This window comes from Bacillus sp. GW823-FHT06A11 (assembly GCF_058795355.1).
This window is the reverse complement of record NZ_JBXAHS010000003.1, coordinates 582,677-604,636: the sequence shown is the minus strand read 5'-3', so window position 1 is coordinate 604,636 and position 21,960 is coordinate 582,677. Positions and strand designations below refer to the sequence as shown.

The window sequence follows — 21,960 nt, the reverse complement described above, 5'->3', positions numbered from 1 at the left end:
AAGAAAAAAGTAATTGACACCTAAAATGAACTCGTGATATTATTGAATATTTGATAAAAAACAACATATGTGTTAAGCTTGAAAAGGTTACCACATATGGAGGTGGATTATATGTTTCAAATTGGCGATAACATTGTTTATCCAATGCACGGAGCAGGTATAATTGAAGCCATAGAAGAAAAAGAATTCTCAGGGGGAAAACAACAGTATTATGTCATCAAAATGTCAATCAGTAATATGCAAGTCATGATTCCTACGGGAAAAATATTAAATTCGAATATACGCCCAGTTACTGATATACTTGCATTAAAACACATTATACACATTTTTCAGCATGAAGAATCATGTAAATTACTGCCGTGGAAACAAAGGCATAAAGTGAACACGGACAAAATAAAAACGGGTGAAATACAAGAAGGTGCTGAAGTTGTACGCGATTTAATGCGTATGAAGAAAGAAAAAACACTGAATACAAGCGAAAAAAAATTGTTGGATGATGCATATAAGTTTTTGGTCAGTGAACTAGAATTAATTAAAGGAATCACTGAAAATCAAATAAAAAGTTTCTGTTAAGGTTCATTATAGATAATGTATTATATCTCCCGAAAACATCCTGAATTTTTCGAGAATATGATGAGTATTAAAAGCAAATCATTTCAAAGACATTCAATTTCTTCAACTCATTTTTAGAGTAGGAACCTCTTTTGTTATTACTTCAATCTAATCCATTTTTATTTTTAAATTTATTTTACGAACATTCGAAGTTTTATTAAATAACTCGATTAAATAGTCACTTGATTTTTGCAATACTGATTCACACTGGCACGGACAAGGAGCCGTAAGGATGAAAGAGAGGTAGGGCTTTCATTGTTTTAGGTAATATACTATCTAAGTCATTATTTCTAGACGAAAAAACAATTAATCTCACCGCCATCTTTAAGAGTTCCTTACATCTACTGAGACAGTGAATAGTAATTGTTTATCTACTTTACGTAAAATTGATAAACGAACTGGTAACACCATATGGTAAACTACAAAAAATGGTTTCCAGATCAAGAAACCATTTTTTATTTTATTTACATAACAATAGTAAATTAAGCAGTAAGAAGGAGTCCGCACATGAAAAAAATGTTAACAAAAGAATTAAGTAATGAATTAAAGAAGCGAGAAGGGATTATTTCTATTACAGTTGAGCCTTATGAAAAAATCGAAGTTGGTGGAATTCGTGTAGATGGACCAGCTATTATTCTAATTAATCAAGAATAGGTAAAAATAGTTGCATGCAAGGAGAAAAGGATCGGCCTTTAAGAAAAGGGGGATCCTTTTTGCTTGCTGCAGCCAATATGGGATATAAATAACTTTTATCTGATGTGTTGGGGTTAAAAGGAAGGAGAGGATGGAAATTATCATGGTGGAAAGTTTAATATTGGTAGGATTTCTTTTTACGTTATATAAATTAGTTGATAAAAAAACAAACTAATTATTTAAAACGATAGATTGTTTCCTTTTTAAGGACGAGATTTATCTGAGAGTGAAATGGATCATCTAAAGGAGGAATTAAAATGGATGCAAGGAAAAAACGCATAAAATACGAGAAGATGTCAAAGAATTATGATCGTATTTATTTAGTTTCGTTTATCCTATTAATTGTACTTGTTTGTAGTAGTGTGATTATCATAGGAGCTACAGGGGGAAAATATGGAGTATTTTTATTGTTAGCAATTTTACTTAACGCACGTATTACAAAAGAATCTCAAAAAAAGTATGAGCACTATTCTAATAAAGGGCGTATTTAAAATGATACATAACAAGAAAGGAACAACCTAGATGTATATTCAAAATATCCCTTTATCATCTCCTATTAACTAGTAAAAGTAACTTTATATAAATCATTTTTTTTAGCAATGTAGAAATAGAAACCGTACCCTATTAAAATGTTATTTCCGTCCGTATAATGAATTATCCTTCTAGCATATTTATAAGATCTATATCATATATTAGTAGAAAGAATGCAAGTTAGAAAGGAGTCTTATAGAATGAGTTATTTGGAGGGAAATGACTTTAGTAAACAAAATATGGTAAGTGTACCTAATCCCTATGTATATCAGACATTACAATCAGTAATTGGTAAACATGTGGTTATTGAAACTGTAAGAGGCAATATAAGAGGTAAATTAAAGGATGTGAAACCAGATCATTTGCTCATTGAAGATACGGTGCCATATATTGTACGCATTCAACAAATTGTATGGATTATGCCAAAACAATAATCAAATTGCCTGTAATTTAATTTATAATAGATTAGCGTTATAGAGCATCAAATAAAAACACAGGGTTTTATCTCTGTGTTTCTTCAAATTTTCGTTTTTGAATATATGCTTGAGCATGGATAATTTCTTTCTGAAGTTCTTTTAATTCTTCCGTAGAACCAGATTCAATCCTCATGTACGTAGTAACTAGACTAATCATCATATCCATCTTCTCTACTATATTTTGAATGACCTGTTCAGATTGCTCTTTTTTAGGGTGTTGTATTGCTATTAAAGCATTTTCTATATAATTGTTCTTTCTTTGCTGGATATCATAAATAAACTGTTTTGTGTTTGAGTTCATTTGTTATTCCTCCATTTTGGATATACTTCTATTCTATCATATTTGAATGGTGAATATTAGATTCCCCTAAATATCCACCTGTCACATACATCTCCTCAAATATAGAAACTAATTCCTTAACGTACAGGGAGCTAATCAAAATATATTAATTTTGTGTCTAAACGTACAATTTTCTTTTTTGATATGGTGAGCCCTAATTGTAGTGCCCAATCCGATGTAAATTCCTCAATAACAACAGATTTTTCCATATCTCTAATGCCCTTATGTATTTTATACTTGAATATAATATCAGATTTAGATAAGCAAAACTATTTCAAGTGAATAGAATCCACTCTTTAAGAATACATAAAATATATACATACAAGTTTAGTCTACTCACTACATCATTAGTGAAAGTAGGATTCTATAAATTTTGGAGGAAGAGATATGCCGAAAAAGGTTCTCCTGTTTACAGATTTGGGGATTGATGATGCGTTTGCTATACTGTACACTTTTTTTCGTAAAGACATTAAACTTTTAGGAATTGTAGCCGATTATGGAAATGTATCGAGAAAAAATGTAATAAGAAATATTAACTATTTGAAGTACCTTGCGGGAAGAGAAGAGATACCTGTATTCCTTGGTGCTTCTGTACCGTTGACAGGTATATTGATTAAGTATTTTCCTGAAGTACATGGAAAAGTCGGATTAGGACCTATCATTCCTCCTGAAATTTCATATCCAGTTTATCCTCTAAATGATATTTATCAAATTATACAATCAAATTTAGAAGATCTTACAATTATCAATTTAGGAAGACTTTCTTCGCTAGCTACGACCTTTGTATTGAATTTAGAAACAATGCGAAACGTAAGAGAATGCATTTGCATGGGGGGAGCTTTTTTCTTTCCAGGTAACGTAACTGCCGTGGCTGAAGCTAACTTTTATGCAGACCCTTATGCAGCAAACTTAATTCTGCAGCATGCAAAGAACTTGACAATTATTCCTTTAAATGTGACTCAACATGCAATTGTTACACCTGAAATGGTCCAGAAAATAGATGCATTTCATCGGAATACACAGGATTCTGCAGGGCTCATCATCAAACCTATGCTAGATTATTATTATAATTTCTATTCCAAGTCTAATCCTGGTATAAGTGGAAGTCCTATGCATGATTTTGTAACAGTTTGGTATTTGCTAAATCAAGACGCTGTTAGTCTTTCAAGAGTACCTATTAAAGTAATCCCTGATCAAGGAGAAGGATTTGGTCAAAGCATTGCAGATTTTCGTTTTGTTACTAATCCAGGCTATAAAACGCATAATGTAGCTTTTCAGTTTGATTATGAAAAATTTAAGAAAGATATTATGGAAACGTTCCTAAAGAAGAGAGTGTAATAGAGTTTATTAACTCCAGATAATACGGATTATGAGAATCAAATGTCACTTCACTTAACTGTCAATATCAAATTAACAAAACAAGTTCCCCTAAAATAAAAAAGTCGTTGACTTCTCTATGTAATTAACTGTCTTTTCATGTCCAGCGATGATGAGTAGCCAAATTGTTGAAAGGAGCTCGTTCTTATTCAACTTGTTTTCTTGCTCTCTTGTTTGAATGAGATCGTTTATCAAATCAGAATCAGGATTTAGACGCTTTTCGTTAAGTAATGTCTCAATGTAATGAATAAACTTTTAAGTGTTGTTTTAACTTCAGTTCCCTGAATAGGTTCCACAGAGGTGTCCATGAGTTTTTTGTCCATTTGCGGAACTGGTTTCGATCAGTGGCGGGAATCCCAAGCACCTCGGAAATGAAAATAATGGGTAGTGGTTAAGCAAAATCTGCAATAATTTCCATTTTTCCTTGTTCTTGTACAGCAACTAACAATTCGTTGGCAAGTTGCTGAATACGGGGACGAAGGTCCTCAATCATACGTGGTGTAAAGGGTTTAGAGACTATCCGACGCAGGCGAGTATGATTGGGAGGATCTATCGTAAGTATATTCGGACTCTAGATTCTACAACATTTCAACTTCCAGACAAGTTTTCTTGACATATACATTATTTTAGACAAACCTTTTATAATGCATATATGGTAAATTGTTAAATTTTGATTTTTTATATGTAAAATGATAATAAAGTTATTTAATTTCAAAAGTCCAAATAAGCATAACCCCGATCTAAATTTAGATCGGGGTTAAAAATATAGTTGTTTAATCTTGATGTAAGAAACGTCACTAGATTGAAAAATATAACAAAAAAGTTATTGAAAAATGAATCTTTTCACTTTGTTATATATTTCTTCTGGAGCATTTATACATTTTCATAGTAACCAACCAGCTAATCAATATGATTCCTGCAAAAAGTAATAGTAAATTACTATACAAATGAGTGAAAGAATTAGCATTCATAGGTAGTAATTTTCGGTTTAGCAAATGTATCGATAATAATCCACCTATAATCGCAATCCCCATTCCTTTCGATAGAAAGCCTGGGAAATTAAGCAAACTCATTCTAGTACCAGCAGCCTTTTGTTCCAAACTACTGAAACACTGATAGAGATAACTGTTTTCGTCATGAACTCACTGTTGTAATATGTTTAGTGTATCTTGATGGTATGTTTCAAGAAAGGGCCGAATGGCATATTCAGCAGTATTCCTTTTCGTTATTTCATACATTGCATTAAACGAGATTTTAAAATCGTTAAGCCCATATTTTTCAACGTATTTTGCAACAGGCATGTACATATATCCATTTGTAAATGTGCCTACTTCTGTTGTATTTTCTGGTCCTAATGTTTTCAGTAATATATGTATTGCGGCATTAAAATCTTTTTGTAAAGCATTGTGTAATTCATCTGCAATTACTTCAATACGCTGTTTTAACTCTAAATTTTCAACTTTACAAGCTACAGAATCTACAAAGATGCTTTTAGAGAAACAAGGATCGTGTTTACAAATAGAATCAGCTATTTTTTCTGCTAATTCTTCATTAAATAAAAATTTTAACGGAATATATTTACCCATTTTTTCACCTCGGTGGTCAAATGAAAACAATTTTTATTTTTTAATCGACAATCCATAAACCAAAGTCTCACTCGGAGTCGTAATACTAAAACCTGTCGTCTTATAATCAAGTTTCACCGTATCACCAGTGTAGTCTTTCGTGAATGAATCCATTTGTACGATAAGCTCTGCATCTTCATATACAACATCATCTGCGTTATATGTATCCCAAATTAAATCGACATCAACGAAAATACTACAAGAGTTCGTCATTGTTCCTCTAATGCGAACGATCTTTGTATCTTCAAGTTCTAATCTATGTATAGCTGCTTTCGCTTCATCAGTAATGCGAATGTTCATTGTATCCCAACCTTTATTTATATTTCCTTTATTATTGCAAAAACAGGAGCAATAGGGAAGTAAAGAGGTTTGCAACAAAAAACGAGCAAACAAATTTGTTTGCTCGTTTCACTTTATTTTAGTTCACATTTATCAAGTGGAATCACTTTTGTTTTTTTCGTAAATTTATAACCTAACCATAGTACTAAGAAGAGTGGTAAACCGATGTAAGAAACGAGTACACCGTTCCAATCAATTGCTTCACCCATAAATGCGCCGTAGTTTTGTCCTAAAATTACGATGATACAAAGTGTAAATGCGAAGATTGGACCGAATGGGAACCATTTTGCTCTATATGGTAAGTCATTTAAATCTTTTCCTTGTGCGATATATGCTTTACGGAAACGGTAATGACTAATTGCAATTCCAACCCATGCGATAAAACCAGACATTCCGGATGCGTTTAATAACCAAATGTATACAACACCATCACCGAATAAAGAAGCAATGAAAGCAATACTCCCAACAATTGACGTTACGATTAACGCGTTAACAGGTACACCGCGGCTATCTAATTTACCAAGAAACTTTGGTGCTTTTCCTTGGCGAGCTAAATCCCAAAGCATACGAGTTGATGCATACATACCAGAGTTACCAGCAGATAGTACAGCAGTTAAAATAACAGCGTTCATAACAGAAGCAGCAAAGGCAACGCCCGCTTTTTCAAAAATAAGTGTAAACGGACTTACTGTAACATCACTTGCAGCAAGGCTTTCAGTTGTATAAGGAATTAATAAACCGATAACGAGAATCGCAAGGATATAGAATAAAAGAATACGCCAAAAGATTGAACGAATTGCTTTTGGGATATTACGTTCTGGATCAGACGTTTCACCAGCAGCTACTCCTAATAGTTCAGTTCCTTGGAATGAGAAACCAGCTGCCATAAACACACCGATAATTGCCATGATACCGCCGTTAAATGGTGCATCTGCAACAGTGAAGTTTTTAAATCCAACCGTTTCACCGCCCATAATTCCAAAAATCATCATGAAACCAACAATTAAAAAGATAATAATCGTAACTACTTTAATAAGTGCGAACCAATATTCAGATTCACCAAACCCTTTAACAGATAAGTAGTTTAAAAGGAAAATAATAGCTAAACATAATCCGCTCCAAATAAGAGAAGGGGTATCTGGGAACCAAAATTTCATAATTAATGTTACGGCTGCAAGTTCAGCAGCAATCGTAATTGCCCAGTTATACCAATAGTTCCATCCAAGTGCAAAGCCAAGTGATGGATCAACAAATTTTGTTGCATACGTGCTAAAAGATCCAGTAACAGGCATGTAAGCTGCAAGTTCAGCTAAGCTTGTCATTAAAAAATAAACCATAATTCCAATTGCGGCGTATGCGATTAGTGCACCGCCAGGACCAGCTGAATGGATTACACCACCGCTGGCAAGAAATAGTCCGGTACCGATTGTACCACCGAGAGAAATCATCGTAAGGTGACGCGATTTTAATCCGCGTTTTAATTCACCTTGTCCTTGTGTAGTTTCTGTTTTAGAGGTAGATTGATTTGTTGCGCTATTCATGTTCAACACTCCTTTTCTTGTAGGTTAGGAAGGAGCGGGGGAGAAAAATACAAAAAACCGCCAAAGGAATTTGGCGGAACGTTTCACAAATAACCACCCCATCATACCCTTCCGTTAAGATAGCACCCCACGTTTACACGGTAATTTTGTAAACGTGACAGTTCTGTTCCTTTCGGAGACAGCCCCAGCTCATATTTCCAGAGAAGAAATATAAACTTCGGCAACTTTTCCTTTCAAACGGAGTCAGTGACATTCTCTGTGTCTCGTCCGTTTTACTATTAAAAGTCGCAACCTCTACCTCATCGGATTGATGAGGATTTATATATTGCTAAGATTTTTAATATATGGCAATTGTAATGAGTTTCTGAATATATTGCAAGGAATTTTGTTAGGAAAAGTCAAAAAATATCGGTTATTGTATAGGAAACGCTTGCAAAACTCCACCCGAGCCTACTATTATGTAGCAATAAGCAAAGAAAAAATTGTTATACAAATGTTTCGCAAAAAATATTGAAAAACCCTCTAAATTAAAAGAAAATTCAGAAAAATATAATTCGACATTCATAATAAAGTCATATTATTTGTTATAATTAGAGTAATGTTTAAGTAAAAAGGGGAAATCAAAATGAAATTAGAAACAGAAAGGCTCTATATAGTGCCGTGTACAGAAGAGAGAGTTCAAGTTGCTAACGAGCAAGGATACAATAGCGGTCCGCATATTGTAGGGCATGTAAAGAATGTAAAACAAGATGCAGCTATATTACCATGGGGCGCGTGGTATGTTCTTCGGAAAGAAGATGATAGCGTTATAGGTGATATTGGGTTTAAAGGGAAACCAAACGAGAATCGAACAGTAGAAATTGGCTATGGATTTATTGAGAAATATTGGAATAAGGGCTATGCAACAGAAGCTGTAAGAGAACTAATCGATTGGGCTTTCAAAACAGGAGAGGTAGAAACAATAATTGCAGAGACACTTCTAGATAATTATAGTTCGATTCGCATTTTAGAAAAGTTACATATGAAGAGAGTAAATGCTACAGAAACGATGATTAATTGGAAAATAGAAAAATAAAAAATACCGCTCTAAATTGGGCGGTATTTTTTATAGTTATGGTAGCATTTGCTTCTGATCATTTGGATACTCAGCCGTTGATGCGTTAGGACGATTGGAATGATTTCGAACAGCAATGAAAATAGAAATAATAACGACAAGACCAACTGCAACGTAAGAAAGTGAAATAATAGTTGGATCCACTTTAAATGTAGTAAGCAGTGTACGTATATTCGTAAAGATAATAAGACCGCCAACTAATACCCCAAGTAAATGTGCTGGAACGATACGAACTAACCATGCAGCAATTGGAGCTGCGACAATACCGCCAAGCATTAAGGCAAATACCCAAACCCAGCTTACTTGTTCCCAGCCAAGTGAGATGAAGAAGCCAATTGTTGCAGCGAGTGAAACAGGAAATTCACTCGTATCTACAGATCCAATAACTTTTCTAGCTTCATTTCCTCTTGCTAGAAGAACAGGCGTAGTAATCGGCCCCCAACCACCGCCACCAGTTGAATCAACGAATCCAGCGAATAAACCAAGCGGCACAAGTTGTTTTGCAGACATACGCTTATTTGAAGTGACAATTTGTTTTTGAATGATGAATCGTAATAAAATATAAACCCCTAAAGTAAATAAAAATACGGAAATGTACGGTTTGATTACATCGCCAGGCAAATTACTTAAAAAACATGCACCAACAAATGCGCCGATTGCCCCAGGTAATGTAAGTCTAGAAACGGTATATTTATCAACGTTTCCAAATTTGATATGAGATGCGCCAGAAGCTGCAGTTGTAACCACTTCAGCTAAATGAACGGACGCGGAAGCTACAGCCGGTGCAATACCAAACATTAATAATAGTGAAGTAGACGTTACCCCATACGCCATTCCAAGTGCTCCATCGATCAATTGGGCGAAAAATCCGATAATAGCAAAGACAATTAATTTCTGCATAAATAATCCCCCTGTAATAATAAATGAAAAAGACACTTTTCCCGTATGAGAAAAGTGCCTTTGGTTTTTCCAATCAGCAATAATTAAATTTGTTTCATTATAATACATATTAATCGTATAAATCAACTAGGTTTTAAAGTTTTTGAATTGAATGAAAGAAAAATAAAATATACAATAAAAGGATGAAGAGAAAGGGGAGAAAGACATGTTACGATTTGATCATCTCGTTCATGCAGTTCATGGTACACCGGAGGAAGCGGCAAAACAAATGCAGGAACTTGGATTTCATACTGTATTAGGCGGAGAGCATACGAATTGGGGTACTTGGAATAGTTTAAGTTATTTTGATTTATCATATATAGAATTTTTAGCAGTTCAACATGAAGAAAAAGCGAAAGAAGCAGAAAATCCATTAGTACAAGAAACAGTGATGAAACTACAAAATGGAGAAGGAATGCTACAAATCGCAATCCGAACAGATGCAATTGAGGAGCTAGTAGTTAACTTTAAGAAGCACGGCTTACATACGATAGGGCCATTTGAAGGGAAACGCATGAGAAAAGATGGCCGGCTTTTAGAATGGAAAATGTTATTTGTTAAGCAAGAAGAGAACGGACTGAAATTACCTTTCTTTATACAGTGGAATGAAACGGACGAAGAAAGAAGAAATGATTTACGTAACATTGGAACGATTACGGAACATAAAAACAAAGTACAACAAATTGAAACGATCCATTATGCAGTGAAAAACGTTCGAGAAACGGTGCGGAAATGGAAAGAAGTAATGGGACTATCTACAAGCTCAGTTGTGAAAAATGAAAAATGGAATGCTGAGTGTCAAAGTGTAGTGTTTGGAGATATTCATGTACAGTTTTGTGAACCGATTGAAGAAGGGCTAGTGCTAGAACATTTGAATAAGAATGGCGAAAATCCATTTGCAGTAGAGTTTACAGGTGGAAATAAACGAGAGCATGAAGTGCTAGGTAGTTTGTACATATATTAATAGAGGTGAATGTTGTGGAAGAAATCCTTAGAGAGATAGAGAGAAAACTAGAATGGCCTCGTATTGCAAAGTGTACAGCTATTTCAAAAGGGTTTTCACATGAAGAGAAGTATAAAATTGAATTAAAGAATCAAGAAACTTATTTTGTAAAAATATGTGATGCTGTTCATTTTGAACGTAAACAAGAAGAATATACGTATATGCAACAATTAGAGTCATTACATATTCCAACCCCCAAGTTAATTCATTTCATAATACTTGAGAAATTAAATAAATGTGTTCAAGTATTTGAATGGACCCGAGGTATAAATGGTGAAGAAGGTTTAACGAAGCTAACGGTGGAAGAACAGTATAATGCAGGAAGAAAAGCAGGGGAAGTATTAAAGAGAATTCACTCAATTGAAAGAGAAAGTGCAAGTAATAAATGGGAAACATCTAGATGGAATAAATACGAAAGATACATAGAGGCACTAACAGATTACGAGGTGAATTTTATGGATTTGAAGCCAGTATTAACCTTTGTAGAAAATCATAAAGATTTATTGGGAAATCGTCCAATAAGATTTTTACATGAGGACTTCCATCCAGCAAATAGTATGATTCATAATAAGGAGTTTATCGTTATTGATTTTGGTGGATATGATTTTGGCGATCCAATACACGATTTTTATAACGTAGCGATTTTTACTACAAGAATAAGTAAATCATTTGCGGTTGGACAAGTTCACGGTTATTGCGGAGGCGAACCTAATCTACATTTTTGGAAACTGTACTCATTATATGCAGCAATGATATTCCCGGCTGATATCGTATGGACAAACCGAAGCACACCACATTTAGTAGATGATATGAAGGAAAGGTTAAATAGAATTTTAGAAGATCATAATGATTTTTCATCCTATATTCCAAAATGGTATCAATCAAGTGAATTTAATAAATAAAGGAGTAATTTATATGGATAAAATAGCAGTAATTTCAGATATTCACGGTAATATTCAAGCATTAGAATCCGTGTTGAATGATATTAAATTAAGAGGAATCGAGCGCATTATTTGTCTTGGAGATTTAGTAGGAAAAGGACCTCATTCCAGTGAAGCAATTGAAATCATTCGTAAAGAATGTGAAGTAGTCGTAATGGGAAACTGGGATGATTTTATTACAAAGCCAACTGAATTTGAAGCATTAAAATGGCATCAAAAACAATTATCAGAAGAACAAAACGACTATTTAAGAAGTTTACCATTTTCAATCGAATTTTTTATGAGCGGCAAACTCATTCGTATGTTCCACGCCTCACCGAGAAGTTTATATGAAAGAATTCAACCACACGCTTCAAGAGAAGAACGTATTAGTATGTTCGAAAATAGTGATCTGACGGAAAATATAGAAGGGGAAAGAAAACCAGATGTCGTTTGTTACGGTGATGTTCACCAAGCGTTCGTTCAAAATTTCAGAGGGAAAACGTTATGTAACGCCGGTAGCGTAGGAAACCCACTTGAAATAACACAAGCTTCCTATTTAATATTTGAAGGAACTTACAATGAAAAAGAAGCAGCGAGCTTTTCTATTCAACTTGTACGAGTACCGTATGATATTGAATTAGCTATCAGACTAGCAGAAGAACTCGAAATGCCAGAGATTGCAGAATACAAACAAGAGTTACGGACTGCACTGTATCGAGGATTTAAGGGGAAGTAAGCTAATAATATATCAACGATTTTTCAAATATATCTATCATAACTTAAAATATATCAACGATTTTTTCGATATATCAACGATTCGACAAAGGATATCGATTTACCGACAAATAATGATATGAAATGTTACCTGTAATTATGTTATGTAAACTGATTGTAGGAGGAAATATCATGAACCGAATACAACGCATGAAAGAAATTGTAGATCATATTTTAAAATTAAACTTAACTCATCCAACAAGAGTTGGAGTAAGTGGTATTACAGCATCAGGAAAAACAACATTTACAAACGAACTAGCGGAAGAAATAAAAAAACGAGGGTTACCAGTAACACGCGCTAGCATCGACGATTTTCATAATTCAAGAGTGATTCGCTATGCACAAGGTAAAGAATCTGCAAGAGGGTATTATGAAGATGCACACGATTATACAGCTTTCAAAGAAAGATTATTAATGCCTTTAGGACCTAACGGGAATTTACAGTATGAAACGATTTCTCATAACTTAATAACGGATATGCCTGTACATAATGAGCCGCTATTGGCCACACAAAATATGATATTAATAGTAGATGGAACGTTTCTATTGAAAAAAGACGTTGCACATTTATTTGATTACAAAATCTTTGTAGATACAGATTTTGAGATTGCGAGAAAACGTGGTGCTAAGCGGGAAACTGAAGCTTTTGGAGGTTATGAAGAAGCAGAGAAGATGTTTTTAAACAGATATCATGCGGCCTGTAAGATGTATATAGATGAGCATAATCCGATAGAGTGTGCGGATGTTGTATTTCAGAATAGTGATTTAGAAAATCCAGAAGTTATATTTCATGAAAGAGCGTAATACATAATCAGAAATATATGTATAGCCTTTTATTTATTGTTATAATTAAATTAATTTTATGAAGCAAATAAAAGGGGATAAGACAATAAAAAACGCAAAAAGGGGACAGGAAATTTAATGAATGAAGTACTAGAATTAAAAGAAGAACTACTACAAATTAAAAATAATAATTATGCTGTACCAGAAGATGTGGATGCATATCCATATGCGCAGTGGATGTTAGATTATATCGGATCACCTGATGCTGAATTACGTGATGATTTAATTTATAGTACGCTTCACACATGGATTACAAATGATGTATTTAGACAAAAAGAGTTACGAGGATTAATGTTACAAGCGATTAGTCCTGATTATTTATTTTATAAAATTAGTGAAAAGGGAACAGACTCTGTATTTAAACGTGCGTTCTCCGTATTAATTCCGCCACTTATTTTATCTGTTCATGAAAGAGAACCGTTGTTATCGGAAGAACAATTGTACAGTGTAGCAGAACAAGTGCTGGAATATGTATATTTAGAAGAAGATGTAAGGGGTTACGTAGAAGGGAAAGGATGGGCACATTCTACAGCACACGCAGCGGATGCGCTCGATGCGTTAGCACGTACAATACAAAATCGTGAGTTTTCATATGCAATATTAGCTGCTGTTCGTCAGAAGGTTCGTTTAAATGACTACGTGTACATACACTTTGAGGATGAGAGATTAGTAAAGCCAATTATGTCATTACGCGATCAAAATCTATTAACTGGAGAAGAGTGGAGCAATTGGCTACATAGTATAGCAACTGTTGAAGATATCCGACATCCGCAGCATGCTATTTTAGTACAAAATATTAGAACTTTCCTAAGAAGTTTTTATTTCAGAGTTTTAGAGACAGAAGGAAGTACAGCCTTTACAGATGATGTATTGGAGACTTTGAAAGGGTTGCGTAGGTATTAAAAATACGTTTTTCTAAGAGAAAAGTACATAAAACCACTACATCCCAACCATACTAATAAAATGTGTTGGAGGTGAGTTTTATGGATAAAAAAGACTTTGAAAAAGTTTATAATGATTACTTACATCAAGGAGATGAACGAGCTCAATTTGAAATAGGCCATGAAGTCAATTCAGGAGCAGAACAAATTGTTGCCGTTCGTAAAAATGATGAAGGTGATTTAATTGCTTTTAAAACAAGCAGCGGGAGAGAGTTAGATTATATGACTGCTCTTAATGAAGCAAAATCAGGGAAGTTAGCTCATGTGGACGTATTTCATAAGTATGGTAGAGATATTATACGTAGTGAACCGGATGGTATAAAGGAAAATAACTTAGATAATTTACCTTCATTTTAAAAGGGTAAACCTCAAGAAGAGAATGTTCATTTGGATATTCTCTTCTTTTCTTTCTCTACAAATAGAAGGTTTATTTCTGAAGTGCAATCATACTTTTAAAGAGCACTCTAAATTTCTCTTTATCTTCTGCTGTAAATGGTTTCGGTCCCTTTGTACGTTTACCACTTTTTCGAACCATTGCACTTAAATATCGTGTTTGTAACAATTGTTCAATGTTATCATTCGTATACTTGTAACCTTTATGATGAAGAACGATACAGCCTTTTGCTAAAGCGAGCGAAGCAAGACCGTAATCTTGTGTTACGATTAAATCTTCTTTTTTTGCTAACTGCATAATTCGGTAATCTGCAGCATCTGCTCCAGAATCAACATAAATTGTTTCGACACCTTTTGGCTGCTCTGCATTAGAATAATGTGAAAAACTAGTAACGAGGGTAACAGGAATTTCCACATTCGTAGCCTCAAAAATAATCACATCTTTTACAGGACAAGCATCTGCATCAACGTAAATCTTCATTTTATCACTCCTATAAATAGGTTCGAGTTGATAATAATGGTAGATTTAGGTTTTGTCAAACGAGAAAGCTTTATTTAAAGTTATTTTCACATACCAAAATAGCCTCGCGTAAACGAGAAATACCTTCCGCAATTTGATTAATATCCACTTTTCCATAAGATAAACGTATATAACCATCTTTCGCACCGAAAATACTACCTGGCATAAAAGCAATTTCTTGTTTTAAACTTTGCATAATGAGTTGTTTTTCGTTTATAGGTTCTTTTAATTTCCCCCAAATGTATATACCGCCGGTCGGGTTTGAAAAAGAGATTTTATCGTGAAGTTGCTCGTTTAGGGCACGGACGATAACGTCTCTTTTTTCTGCTAATTGTTTTCGTAACGGAACGATATGAGACTGAAATGGTACAGTTTCGAAAAATTGTTGTATAAGCCACTGCGGGAAAATGCTCATTCCTAATTCCATTTGGTGCCGGGCATCGGACAATCGCTCTACGACAGACTGCGGGGCGACAAGCCAGCCGACTCGTAAACCTGGTGCGATCATTTTTGATAAGGAATGTACATAAATGACTGTTCCGTTTTCATCAATCGATTTTAAAGTAGGGCAAGGTTGTTTCTTTTCTAGCGTAAGTAGACTAGACGGATCATCTTCAACAATCGCAATGCGTAAGTCTGCGCAAAGTGATAATAGTTTTTTTCGGCGATTTGGATGAAGCATCGTTCCCGTAGGGTTTTGGAAATTTGGATTTAAAAAAATCATTTTAATGCGGTGCTTTCTGTATAGCTCTTGTACATCGTCTGGATTAATGCCGTGTTCATCGACAGGTAACGGGAAAATACGAATACCTGCTGATTGGAATAGCGGCAGGGAATAACAGTGCGATGGACTTTCAAAAGCGACGGCGTCACCGGGATTTAATAAACATTGCACGATAAGGTGCAGTGCTTGTTGAGCGCCGGATGTAATCATAATGGATTGTTCGGTCGCCTCAACTTTTAAATATTCTTTCATATATTTTACGACCGCTTGTCTTAGCGGGAGATAGCCTTGCGGATGATCGTAACTTAATGAATGTGTTAACGGTTGTTCACGTAAAATCGTTTGTAGTTGATCGTGAGGATAAAGATTACAACCGAGTTCTCCATTAGCGAAATCTATAATATTTTCATTTTGTTGTACTTCTGCCCGAATATGACGAAGTAACGGTAAGTTTGGTAAAAAAGTACCACCTTCTACGAAATTTCTCCAGTTCGGCGTTAATGTTGGAGAAACACCCCACATATGTGTACTTACACGTGTACCTTTACCAGTCGTACTTTCTACAATTCCCATAGCACGAAGTTCATTATAAGCAGTCGTTACTGTACTTCTGTTTACATTTAACTGCGTAGCTAATTTCCGTTCTGAAGGGAGGAAGCTTCCTGGTGGAAGTTCTCCATATGTAATACGTTTTTCAATAAAGTCAACCACTTGCTGATAAATAGGGATTTTACTGTCACTATCTAGCTTCCATTCCATAAAAAAACGCCTCCGTATCTTTTTACTACATCAAGTATAGCAAATTGGCTGGGTAAAAAAACAGCCAATTGGACGGTGTTTTATCCAGCCAATTTTACTATGCTAAATAGGGAAGGGGAGATTCGGATGAAACGATGGCAAATGGAATGGCTCCTAGTATCAGTTGCATTAGTATGGGGAGCAAATTATACAATAGGAAAGTATGGCGTGGCATATATGTCATCCATTCAATTTAATAGTTTACGATTTTTAGTAGCATCACCGGTATTATTACTTATTACATTTATGATGGAACGCTCATTACGTATTGAAAGAAAAGATTGGTTACGATTAGTAGCAGTCGGTATCGTTGGTACGGCGATGTATCAAACGATGTTTATGCTGTCTGTGAAATATACTTCAGCAACGAACGCCTCATTATTAATTGCGATGTCACCTATATTTACAGGGATATTAGCAGTATTACACAAACAAGAACGTTTTTCGATGAAAGTACAAATTGGTTCAATAGTAGCATTTATTGGTGCAGCATTCGTTTTATTAACAGGACATACAGGAGGAGCTACTTACGAATATGCGTGGCTCGGAAACATAATTGGATTAGTCGCAGCGATTGCGTGGGGATGGTATCCAATATTAGCGCAACCTCTTATAACAAAATATTCCGCAATGAGAGTCACATCTTGGTCAACTTTAATTGGAATTGTACCTCTCGTTGTATATTGTTTATTCAACGTAAATACATTAACGTGGCCAGTAGACATGCCAAGCTGGGGGTCTCTAGCATATTCAATCGTCTTCGCGACAATCTTCGGACTTGCAATGTGGTATGTCGGTATTAGTAAAATAGGCTCAACGAAAGTAATGGTTTATATGTATCTTGTACCATTGTTCGCAGTTATCTTCGCGGCAGTAACTATCGGAGAGCAAATCAACATGATGCAACTCGTTGGCGGACTTATAATCTTTATCGGCTTATATGTTGTAAAAAAGGGTGGAATTCAAAAGCCAGCTCTCAATTTGAAAAAAGTAAGTTAACAATAAAAAGGATCTCTTTCATATAGAAGGAGATCCTTTTGGTTTTTGTAATAAAAGCGCTTGTTCAACAGCCCATTTTTGATGATCATGAATGAGAAGCTCTACAGCAAGTAAAGGAGACATCCACCGCAAAACATGATCTTCCTCACAGTTTTCAGTTTGTGTCTGCACCATGTTCGCAATATAAAAGAACCCATCGTTTAAATAATAAGTATCTTCTTTTTCCGCATAAAAATATCGCATTGCATTACCGATATATTGATTAATTTCAATTACCCATCCTAATTCCTCTAGTAGTTCACGATGTAAGCATTCATCTTTTGTTTCGGTACCTTCCATACCGCCACCAGGTAAAAAATAACGGTCTCCTTTTTGGATAATAGCAATGTTTGAAGAAGTTGAGTTAAAAATAATTGCATAACAACTAGGCCGTAATACATATTGCTCAGTAGGCTTTTTATAACCAAAAATAAGTTTAGATATCATAAAACACGTCACCTCTCTATAAAATACACAAAAGGAATAATAAGGTAAAAATAGAATTGTATAAGTATAATCTTACGAGATTGGAGTGATAACAAAATGATAAATCGAAAGTGTTCGCGCTGTAAAGAAATTACAGGTACATTGCACGGGGGTAAAAAAATTAAGGAAGAATTTCTATGTGAAGACTGTTTACAAAAAGGAATTGCGAGCGGAGAAATCGAATTATCACAAGTGGAAGAAAAAGAAACTTCGTATCTTTCTATAAAAATATTAAAAATAATGAGTGTGTTTTATTTAATAGGATCAATTTTAATGGCTTTTTCAACCGGTCCATTTATACATAATATGGGATTTGACGAAATGTCCATTTCAGGCCCAGAATTAGGTTTAATAAGTATTGTTATGCTAGGTTCTTTATTCCAGTCTGTTCTTGTATTTTGCGGGATTTGGGTATTCATTCTATTAGTAGAAACCGTAATTAAAATATATGAAAAAATGAAGTGAGTGAGAGGGAGAAATATATGCGAGTAAGAAACATCCAAGGGGAAGATTATGTAAAGATTCATTCTGTTTTAAATGATTGGTGGGGCGGGAGAGATATGGCTGCTATGCTGCCAAAATTGTTTTTCGTCCACTTTCAAGAAACGAGTTTTATCATTGAAGAAGATGGCGAAACGTTAGGTTTCTTATGTGGATTTTTTTCACAAACATATAAAGATGAAGCATACGTTCATTTTATCGGTGTAAATCCGAAGTATAGAAGAAGAGGAATCGCATCGACATTGTATTCTTATTTCTTTGATGCCGCGCGTGCAAATAATCGTAAAGTTGTAAAAGCAATTACGTCACCAATTAACAAAAAATCGATACAGTTTCATCAAGAAATCGGTTTTCGAATTGATGCCGGGGATGATGAGATAGAGGGTGTATCGGTACATACAAATTATGATGGGAACGGCGGTAGTAGAGTTTTGTTTTTGAAAAATGTGTAAAAGTAGGCTAGCTTAACGTTAGCCTTTTTGTTGTGAGGAGATAAAAGTATGGAGAGTAAACAAAGTAGAAATGAGTACTTACGACGCATTTATAAAGTGCAAGATTATATAGAATCACACATAGATGATCCACTTTCAATTGAAGAGCTAGCGGAAGTAGCAGGATTTTCAAAGTTTCATTTTCATCGGATTTTTAAGGGGATAGTAGACGAGCCATTATCACGGTATGTAAACCGATTGAAATTAGAAAGGGCAACACATTTACTTACATATCGCACAGATATGACGATTACACATATTGCGTATCACTTCGGATTCACAGATTCAGCAGTTTTCTCCCGAACATTTAAAAATTATTACGGAATAAGTCCATCTCAATATCGAAACGACAATAGCAAGAATTGCAAAGACGTAAGCGGAACTTCTCAATACAATGAGTGTAAGAAGGTTCGAGGAAATGTTGAAATTGTATCAGCGGACGATATACACGTCGCATACATAAGGCATATCGGTACATATGAAGAGTTAACGATAGCTTTTCCAAAAATGATAGAGAAATTATTTCATTACGCAGTGGAGGAAAACTATCATGTATTTGAGGATACGAAAGTATTAACCATTTACCACGATCATCATGAATTTACTGAGGACAATCATTTAAGAACTAGTTTATGTATAACAATTCCGAATGAGTCCGCAGTAGAAACGAGCGACATTGGAATAATGATAATACCTTCTGGAAGATATGCGGTAGGTCATTTTGAAATATTCCAAGATGAATATAAAGGAGCATGGGATTTCTTATACGGTGAGTGGCTTCCCAATAGCGGATATAAGCCGAGAGATTCGTATCCTTTCGAAATGTATAAAAATGACCCAAGGCAGCACCCGGAAAATAAACATATAGTTGATATATATGTACCTATCGAACCTTTTTAATCATGGGTTAAAGGGGAATGATTAATGAAAACTGCTGAAAAGTTAGATCTGATTATAAAAGAAGAATACAAAAATATTAATGGTATGTTAGTAGTGCAGAGAGGTAATGTTGTTTTTGAAAATTATTATAATGATCACGGTCCAGATGATGCATTTCATATAGCGTCAGTCACAAAAACGATAATTTCTGCGTTGATTGGACTATGTGTAGATAAAGGGTATATAAAAAGTGTTGATCAAAAAGTAATAGAATTTTTCCCGGAATATAACGTTCATTCACCTGAAATAACAGTACGACATCTGTTGACAATGACAGCTCCACATCCTTTCGTAGACTGGCAGGAACCGTTAGAAGAGCTATGTACGCAACGAGATTGGGTACAGTATACGTTAAATAGGATAGGAGCAGGCGGAGAAGTTGGAATTTTTAAATATTCATCTGCAGGAGCTCATTTATTATCAGCAATCATAATGAGCGTAGCAGAAAAAAATGCACGTGAATTTGCGAATGAATACTTATTTCAACCACTCGGTATGAGAGAAATTCCAAACTATAATATGAAGGCATTTGGATTCGATGACCTATTCGGAAAAAGTGTGAAAGGATGGGTTCACGATCCAAATGGTATTTCAACAGGCGGCTGGGGACTTACGTTAACAGCTAGAGATATGGCTAAGTTTGGACAGTTATATTTGAATGAAGGTATTCATAATGGAAAGCAAATACTATCAAAATCATGGATAAAAGAATCGACAGAAATGAACCAAAATCAATATGGTTACTTATGGTGGTTACGAGAAGAGGATGGAATCTTTTCATACTGTGCAATGGGCGATGGTGGGAATGTAATTGGCTGCGTACCAGAGAAGGAACTGGTGGTGGCGATTGCTTCTGAAGTCATACCGAATGCAGAGGATAGATGGAAGTTAATTAAAGAGTGCATACTTCCTTATTTAAAAGATTAATATGGTTATTTTTATAAAAACAAGAATAAAAGGTTTAGTTAAACTTGTTTTTTTCTTCATGATAGAAAAAAGTGATGTATTAACTAAGTTGAGCACCTAAGATTAGAAAACTTCAACACCTATACGATTATTGAATAGGTGTTGAAGTACTTTATAATTTGTTTAGGTACTTTTAACTTTTCGATGTATTAGATACATAATGCCAAACACAATTACGAGCAAGATAAATTTAATTAATTCCATTAGGCTAATATCCCATTTTGTTTCTACTCCATCTGTTAAATAAAATACATTAAACATACCATGTAAAATTGCAGGTGTTATCACAGAGCGGCTATACTCTCTCGTATATGTCAAAATTATAGATAATATAAATAATAATGAGAGATAGCTTAATATTCCTATAAGCTGAAACTCATAATTTTTATAAAAGATTGATACTGGTAAATGCCATAAAGACCAAAGTGATGCAGTAATGATTGCTGTTTGTTTTAATGAAAAATTTTTTCGTAAATGGTAATGAAAATTTCCACGCCATATGATTTCTTCTAAAAATGCAGAAAAAGCAGCAATTGTAAGACCAATGAGCAAGAGAACTCCCAATTCATTCCAATGATGAAATAAGAAATTTATATTATAAATATAAAAATAAAAATGGAGACATAGTCCTAGAAGTATTGGGGATAAAATGGAGAAGATTAATGTTTTTATTTTTGGACGTGAAATTCCAAATGTATGAACTATTTTTTGTTTCGTATATAATTTCTGATATAAAATAGCAGCTAAAAGCGGAATGACCATCGTAAACCCTAAATAATTACGACCATTTTCTATGTTCAGTAAGATGATATATACAAGCGATGTGAGGCAATACATACATAATGTTGAATGATAAACTATGTTTCTATTCATATTGTTCACCTACTTACATGTATAAGTGATTAATCAAATATCCGATATTTTAATTATATATGAAATGGAAATTACATATGTTGAACTTGTAGAAAAAGTTAGACTAACCCCGTAACTTTTCACAGCAAAAAATCGTTTAACACAAGTAAGGATTTTCAAT

At 34.4% G+C, this 21,960-nt stretch carries 25 protein-coding genes, 3 pseudogenes and 1 riboswitch; of the genes and pseudogenes, 17 read left to right on the top strand and 11 right to left on the bottom strand.

Annotation, left to right across the window (positions count from 1 at the left end; translation table 11 throughout):
- Nucleotides 1-111: 111 nt before the first annotated feature.
- The 4 genes from AC1Q8L_RS17320 to AC1Q8L_RS17305 all read left to right on the top strand — a co-directional run bounded on the left by AC1Q8L_RS17320 (nt 112) and on the right by AC1Q8L_RS17305 (nt 2,270).
- On the top strand, nt 112-573 hold the full coding sequence (locus tag AC1Q8L_RS17320; RefSeq protein WP_000486296.1) for a CarD family transcriptional regulator: 462 nt from the start codon (nt 112-114) through the stop codon (nt 571-573).
- Between the two features lie 546 nt (nt 574-1,119).
- Entirely contained in the window at nt 1,120-1,266 is a 147-nt protein-coding gene (locus AC1Q8L_RS17315) for a BC1881 family protein (RefSeq protein ID WP_000738546.1), read from the top strand.
- Nucleotides 1,267-1,562: 296 nt separating this feature from the next.
- Entirely contained in the window at nt 1,563-1,796 is a 234-nt protein-coding gene (locus AC1Q8L_RS17310; RefSeq protein ID WP_000340044.1) for a hypothetical protein, read from the top strand.
- Between the two features lie 240 nt (nt 1,797-2,036).
- Nucleotides 2,037-2,270: a YuzF family protein gene (locus AC1Q8L_RS17305; protein WP_000120818.1), complete on the top strand. Its 234-nt coding sequence runs from the start codon at nt 2,037-2,039 to the stop codon at nt 2,268-2,270.
- A 67-nt stretch (nt 2,271-2,337) separates the two neighbouring features.
- Here AC1Q8L_RS17305 and AC1Q8L_RS17300 read toward each other — a convergent pair whose 3' ends face one another.
- Nucleotides 2,338-2,613: a hypothetical protein gene (locus tag AC1Q8L_RS17300; RefSeq protein ID WP_001087712.1), complete on the bottom strand. Its 276-nt coding sequence runs from the start codon at nt 2,611-2,613 to the stop codon at nt 2,338-2,340.
- A gap of 426 nt (nt 2,614-3,039) precedes the next feature.
- On the opposite strand from AC1Q8L_RS17300, the gene AC1Q8L_RS17295 reads away from it, so the two are divergent.
- A complete protein-coding gene (locus AC1Q8L_RS17295; RefSeq protein WP_001125074.1) occupies nt 3,040-3,990 on the top strand; it encodes a nucleoside hydrolase in 951 nt (316 codons plus the stop codon).
- A gap of 96 nt (nt 3,991-4,086) precedes the next feature.
- On the opposite strand, the pseudogene AC1Q8L_RS17290 reads toward AC1Q8L_RS17295, so the two are convergent.
- The 5 genes and pseudogenes from AC1Q8L_RS17290 to AC1Q8L_RS17270 all read right to left on the bottom strand — a co-directional run.
- Nucleotides 4,087-4,597, bottom strand: a pseudogene (locus AC1Q8L_RS17290) (cytochrome P450 family protein); the annotation flags it as partial.
- Between the two features lie 283 nt (nt 4,598-4,880).
- Nucleotides 4,881-5,164, bottom strand: a pseudogene (locus AC1Q8L_RS17285) (tetracycline resistance MFS efflux pump); the annotation flags it as partial.
- Between the two features lie 10 nt (nt 5,165-5,174).
- Nucleotides 5,175-5,615: pseudogene (locus AC1Q8L_RS17280) on the bottom strand (DNA alkylation repair protein); the annotation flags it as partial.
- A gap of 33 nt (nt 5,616-5,648) precedes the next feature.
- The gene (locus tag AC1Q8L_RS17275; protein WP_025117840.1) at nt 5,649-5,954 is read right to left on the bottom strand and encodes an iron-sulfur cluster biosynthesis family protein; all 306 of its coding nucleotides are present in this window, start codon (nt 5,952-5,954) and stop codon (nt 5,649-5,651) included.
- 113 nt (nt 5,955-6,067) lie between these two features.
- Nucleotides 6,068-7,534: an amino acid permease gene (locus AC1Q8L_RS17270; RefSeq protein WP_001083380.1), complete on the bottom strand. Its 1,467-nt coding sequence runs from the start codon at nt 7,532-7,534 to the stop codon at nt 6,068-6,070.
- 112 nt (nt 7,535-7,646) lie between these two features.
- Nucleotides 7,647-7,839: riboswitch (Lysine riboswitch) on the bottom strand.
- A gap of 320 nt (nt 7,840-8,159) precedes the next feature.
- Here AC1Q8L_RS17270 and AC1Q8L_RS17265 point away from each other — a divergent pair.
- On the top strand, nt 8,160-8,609 hold the full coding sequence (locus tag AC1Q8L_RS17265; protein ID WP_000764608.1) for a GNAT family N-acetyltransferase: 450 nt from the start codon (nt 8,160-8,162) through the stop codon (nt 8,607-8,609).
- A 36-nt stretch (nt 8,610-8,645) separates the two neighbouring features.
- Here the strand turns inward: AC1Q8L_RS17265 and AC1Q8L_RS17260 are convergent, their stop codons facing one another.
- Nucleotides 8,646-9,548, bottom strand: coding sequence for a sulfite exporter TauE/SafE family protein (locus AC1Q8L_RS17260; protein WP_001170743.1), 903 nt, complete (start codon nt 9,546-9,548; stop codon nt 8,646-8,648).
- 205 nt (nt 9,549-9,753) lie between these two features.
- Here AC1Q8L_RS17260 and AC1Q8L_RS17255 point away from each other — a divergent pair, with 205 nt between their 5' ends.
- The 6 genes from AC1Q8L_RS17255 (at nt 9,754) to AC1Q8L_RS17230 (ending at nt 14,428) form a co-directional block, all read left to right on the top strand.
- Nucleotides 9,754-10,551, top strand: a complete 798-nt coding sequence (locus tag AC1Q8L_RS17255; protein ID WP_000943346.1) for a VOC family protein — start codon at nt 9,754-9,756, stop codon at nt 10,549-10,551.
- Nucleotides 10,552-10,565: 14 nt separating this feature from the next.
- Nucleotides 10,566-11,492 (top strand): aminoglycoside phosphotransferase family protein, encoded by a 927-nt coding sequence (locus AC1Q8L_RS17250; protein WP_098311845.1) that lies wholly within the window; start codon nt 10,566-10,568, stop codon nt 11,490-11,492.
- Nucleotides 11,493-11,505: 13 nt separating this feature from the next.
- The gene (locus AC1Q8L_RS17245; protein ID WP_000357655.1) at nt 11,506-12,249 is read left to right on the top strand and encodes a metallophosphoesterase family protein; all 744 of its coding nucleotides are present in this window, start codon (nt 11,506-11,508) and stop codon (nt 12,247-12,249) included.
- A gap of 170 nt (nt 12,250-12,419) precedes the next feature.
- On the top strand, nt 12,420-13,091 hold the full coding sequence (locus AC1Q8L_RS17240) for a nucleoside/nucleotide kinase family protein (protein ID WP_001079969.1): 672 nt from the start codon (nt 12,420-12,422) through the stop codon (nt 13,089-13,091).
- A gap of 117 nt (nt 13,092-13,208) precedes the next feature.
- Nucleotides 13,209-14,033: a DUF2785 domain-containing protein gene (locus tag AC1Q8L_RS17235; RefSeq protein ID WP_001006690.1), complete on the top strand. Its 825-nt coding sequence runs from the start codon at nt 13,209-13,211 to the stop codon at nt 14,031-14,033.
- A gap of 80 nt (nt 14,034-14,113) precedes the next feature.
- Nucleotides 14,114-14,428, top strand: a complete 315-nt coding sequence (locus AC1Q8L_RS17230; RefSeq protein WP_016081097.1) for a DUF3892 domain-containing protein — start codon at nt 14,114-14,116, stop codon at nt 14,426-14,428.
- Between the two features lie 70 nt (nt 14,429-14,498).
- Here AC1Q8L_RS17230 and AC1Q8L_RS17225 read toward each other — a convergent pair whose 3' ends face one another.
- On the bottom strand, nt 14,499-14,945 hold the full coding sequence (locus AC1Q8L_RS17225; protein ID WP_000708773.1) for a YaiI/YqxD family protein: 447 nt from the start codon (nt 14,943-14,945) through the stop codon (nt 14,499-14,501).
- A gap of 70 nt (nt 14,946-15,015) precedes the next feature.
- Complete coding sequence (gene pdxR, locus AC1Q8L_RS17220; RefSeq protein WP_000454932.1) at nt 15,016-16,467, bottom strand: MocR-like pyridoxine biosynthesis transcription factor PdxR; 1,452 nt, start codon at nt 16,465-16,467, stop codon at nt 15,016-15,018.
- Between the two features lie 126 nt (nt 16,468-16,593).
- Between pdxR and AC1Q8L_RS17215 the strand changes: the two genes are divergently transcribed.
- The gene (locus AC1Q8L_RS17215; protein WP_000832981.1) at nt 16,594-17,505 is read left to right on the top strand and encodes a DMT family transporter; all 912 of its coding nucleotides are present in this window, start codon (nt 16,594-16,596) and stop codon (nt 17,503-17,505) included.
- Nucleotides 17,506-17,523: 18 nt separating this feature from the next.
- Here AC1Q8L_RS17215 and AC1Q8L_RS17210 read toward each other — a convergent pair whose 3' ends face one another.
- Nucleotides 17,524-17,991: an NUDIX hydrolase gene (locus AC1Q8L_RS17210; protein WP_000623967.1), complete on the bottom strand. Its 468-nt coding sequence runs from the start codon at nt 17,989-17,991 to the stop codon at nt 17,524-17,526.
- A 96-nt stretch (nt 17,992-18,087) separates the two neighbouring features.
- Between AC1Q8L_RS17210 and AC1Q8L_RS17205 the strand changes: the two genes are divergently transcribed.
- From AC1Q8L_RS17205 to AC1Q8L_RS17190, 4 genes are read left to right on the top strand one after another with little or no spacing between them, the layout of a single operon-like run.
- Complete coding sequence (locus tag AC1Q8L_RS17205; protein ID WP_000610486.1) at nt 18,088-18,495, top strand: DUF3980 domain-containing protein; 408 nt, start codon at nt 18,088-18,090, stop codon at nt 18,493-18,495.
- Between the two features lie 17 nt (nt 18,496-18,512).
- On the top strand, nt 18,513-18,983 hold the full coding sequence (locus tag AC1Q8L_RS17200; protein WP_001266053.1) for a GNAT family N-acetyltransferase: 471 nt from the start codon (nt 18,513-18,515) through the stop codon (nt 18,981-18,983).
- A 48-nt stretch (nt 18,984-19,031) separates the two neighbouring features.
- Nucleotides 19,032-19,922, top strand: a complete 891-nt coding sequence (locus tag AC1Q8L_RS17195; protein ID WP_000444273.1) for an AraC family transcriptional regulator — start codon at nt 19,032-19,034, stop codon at nt 19,920-19,922.
- 24 nt (nt 19,923-19,946) lie between these two features.
- Nucleotides 19,947-20,888 (top strand): serine hydrolase domain-containing protein, encoded by a 942-nt coding sequence (locus AC1Q8L_RS17190; protein WP_000844644.1) that lies wholly within the window; start codon nt 19,947-19,949, stop codon nt 20,886-20,888.
- Nucleotides 20,889-21,050: 162 nt separating this feature from the next.
- Here the strand turns inward: AC1Q8L_RS17190 and AC1Q8L_RS17185 are convergent, their stop codons facing one another.
- Nucleotides 21,051-21,689 carry a CPBP family intramembrane glutamic endopeptidase gene (locus AC1Q8L_RS17185; RefSeq protein ID WP_206704229.1) on the bottom strand — a complete coding sequence of 213 codons (639 nt, stop codon included), beginning with the start codon at nt 21,687-21,689 and terminating at the stop codon, nt 21,051-21,053.
- Nucleotides 21,690-21,960 lie beyond the last annotated feature (271 nt).

Excerpts from the sequence above, each read along its gene's own strand:
- AC1Q8L_RS17245 (WP_000357655.1), top strand. The coding sequence starts at position 11,506 with ATGGATAAAATAGCAGTAATTTCAGATATTCACGGTAATATTCAAGCA.
- AC1Q8L_RS17295 (WP_001125074.1), top strand. The coding sequence starts at position 3,040 with ATGCCGAAAAAGGTTCTCCTGTTTACAGATTTGGGGATTGATGATGCG.
- AC1Q8L_RS17235 (WP_001006690.1), top strand. The coding sequence starts at position 13,209 with ATGAATGAAGTACTAGAATTAAAAGAAGAACTACTACAAATTAAAAAT.
- AC1Q8L_RS17270 (WP_001083380.1), bottom strand. The coding sequence starts at position 7,534 with ATGAATAGCGCAACAAATCAATCTACCTCTAAAACAGAAACTACACAA.
- AC1Q8L_RS17185 (WP_206704229.1), bottom strand. The coding sequence starts at position 21,689 with ATGGTCATTCCGCTTTTAGCTGCTATTTTATATCAGAAATTATATACG.
- AC1Q8L_RS17190 (WP_000844644.1), top strand. The coding sequence starts at position 19,947 with ATGAAAACTGCTGAAAAGTTAGATCTGATTATAAAAGAAGAATACAAA.
- AC1Q8L_RS17205 (WP_000610486.1), top strand. The coding sequence starts at position 18,088 with ATGATAAATCGAAAGTGTTCGCGCTGTAAAGAAATTACAGGTACATTG.
- pdxR (WP_000454932.1), bottom strand. The coding sequence starts at position 16,467 with ATGGAATGGAAGCTAGATAGTGACAGTAAAATCCCTATTTATCAGCAA.
- AC1Q8L_RS17255 (WP_000943346.1), top strand. The coding sequence starts at position 9,754 with ATGTTACGATTTGATCATCTCGTTCATGCAGTTCATGGTACACCGGAG.
- AC1Q8L_RS17320 (WP_000486296.1), top strand. The coding sequence starts at position 112 with ATGTTTCAAATTGGCGATAACATTGTTTATCCAATGCACGGAGCAGGT.
- AC1Q8L_RS17195 (WP_000444273.1), top strand. The coding sequence starts at position 19,032 with ATGGAGAGTAAACAAAGTAGAAATGAGTACTTACGACGCATTTATAAA.
- AC1Q8L_RS17260 (WP_001170743.1), bottom strand. The coding sequence starts at position 9,548 with ATGCAGAAATTAATTGTCTTTGCTATTATCGGATTTTTCGCCCAATTG.
- AC1Q8L_RS17230 (WP_016081097.1), top strand. The coding sequence starts at position 14,114 with ATGGATAAAAAAGACTTTGAAAAAGTTTATAATGATTACTTACATCAA.
- AC1Q8L_RS17275 (WP_025117840.1), bottom strand. The coding sequence starts at position 5,954 with ATGAACATTCGCATTACTGATGAAGCGAAAGCAGCTATACATAGATTA.
- AC1Q8L_RS17265 (WP_000764608.1), top strand. The coding sequence starts at position 8,160 with ATGAAATTAGAAACAGAAAGGCTCTATATAGTGCCGTGTACAGAAGAG.
- AC1Q8L_RS17310 (WP_000340044.1), top strand. The coding sequence starts at position 1,563 with ATGGATGCAAGGAAAAAACGCATAAAATACGAGAAGATGTCAAAGAAT.
- AC1Q8L_RS17215 (WP_000832981.1), top strand. The coding sequence starts at position 16,594 with ATGAAACGATGGCAAATGGAATGGCTCCTAGTATCAGTTGCATTAGTA.
- AC1Q8L_RS17200 (WP_001266053.1), top strand. The coding sequence starts at position 18,513 with ATGCGAGTAAGAAACATCCAAGGGGAAGATTATGTAAAGATTCATTCT.
- AC1Q8L_RS17300 (WP_001087712.1), bottom strand. The coding sequence starts at position 2,613 with ATGAACTCAAACACAAAACAGTTTATTTATGATATCCAGCAAAGAAAG.
- AC1Q8L_RS17210 (WP_000623967.1), bottom strand. The coding sequence starts at position 17,991 with ATGATATCTAAACTTATTTTTGGTTATAAAAAGCCTACTGAGCAATAT.
- AC1Q8L_RS17305 (WP_000120818.1), top strand. The coding sequence starts at position 2,037 with ATGAGTTATTTGGAGGGAAATGACTTTAGTAAACAAAATATGGTAAGT.
- AC1Q8L_RS17225 (WP_000708773.1), bottom strand. The coding sequence starts at position 14,945 with ATGAAGATTTACGTTGATGCAGATGCTTGTCCTGTAAAAGATGTGATT.
- AC1Q8L_RS17240 (WP_001079969.1), top strand. The coding sequence starts at position 12,420 with ATGAACCGAATACAACGCATGAAAGAAATTGTAGATCATATTTTAAAA.
- AC1Q8L_RS17315 (WP_000738546.1), top strand. The coding sequence starts at position 1,120 with ATGAAAAAAATGTTAACAAAAGAATTAAGTAATGAATTAAAGAAGCGA.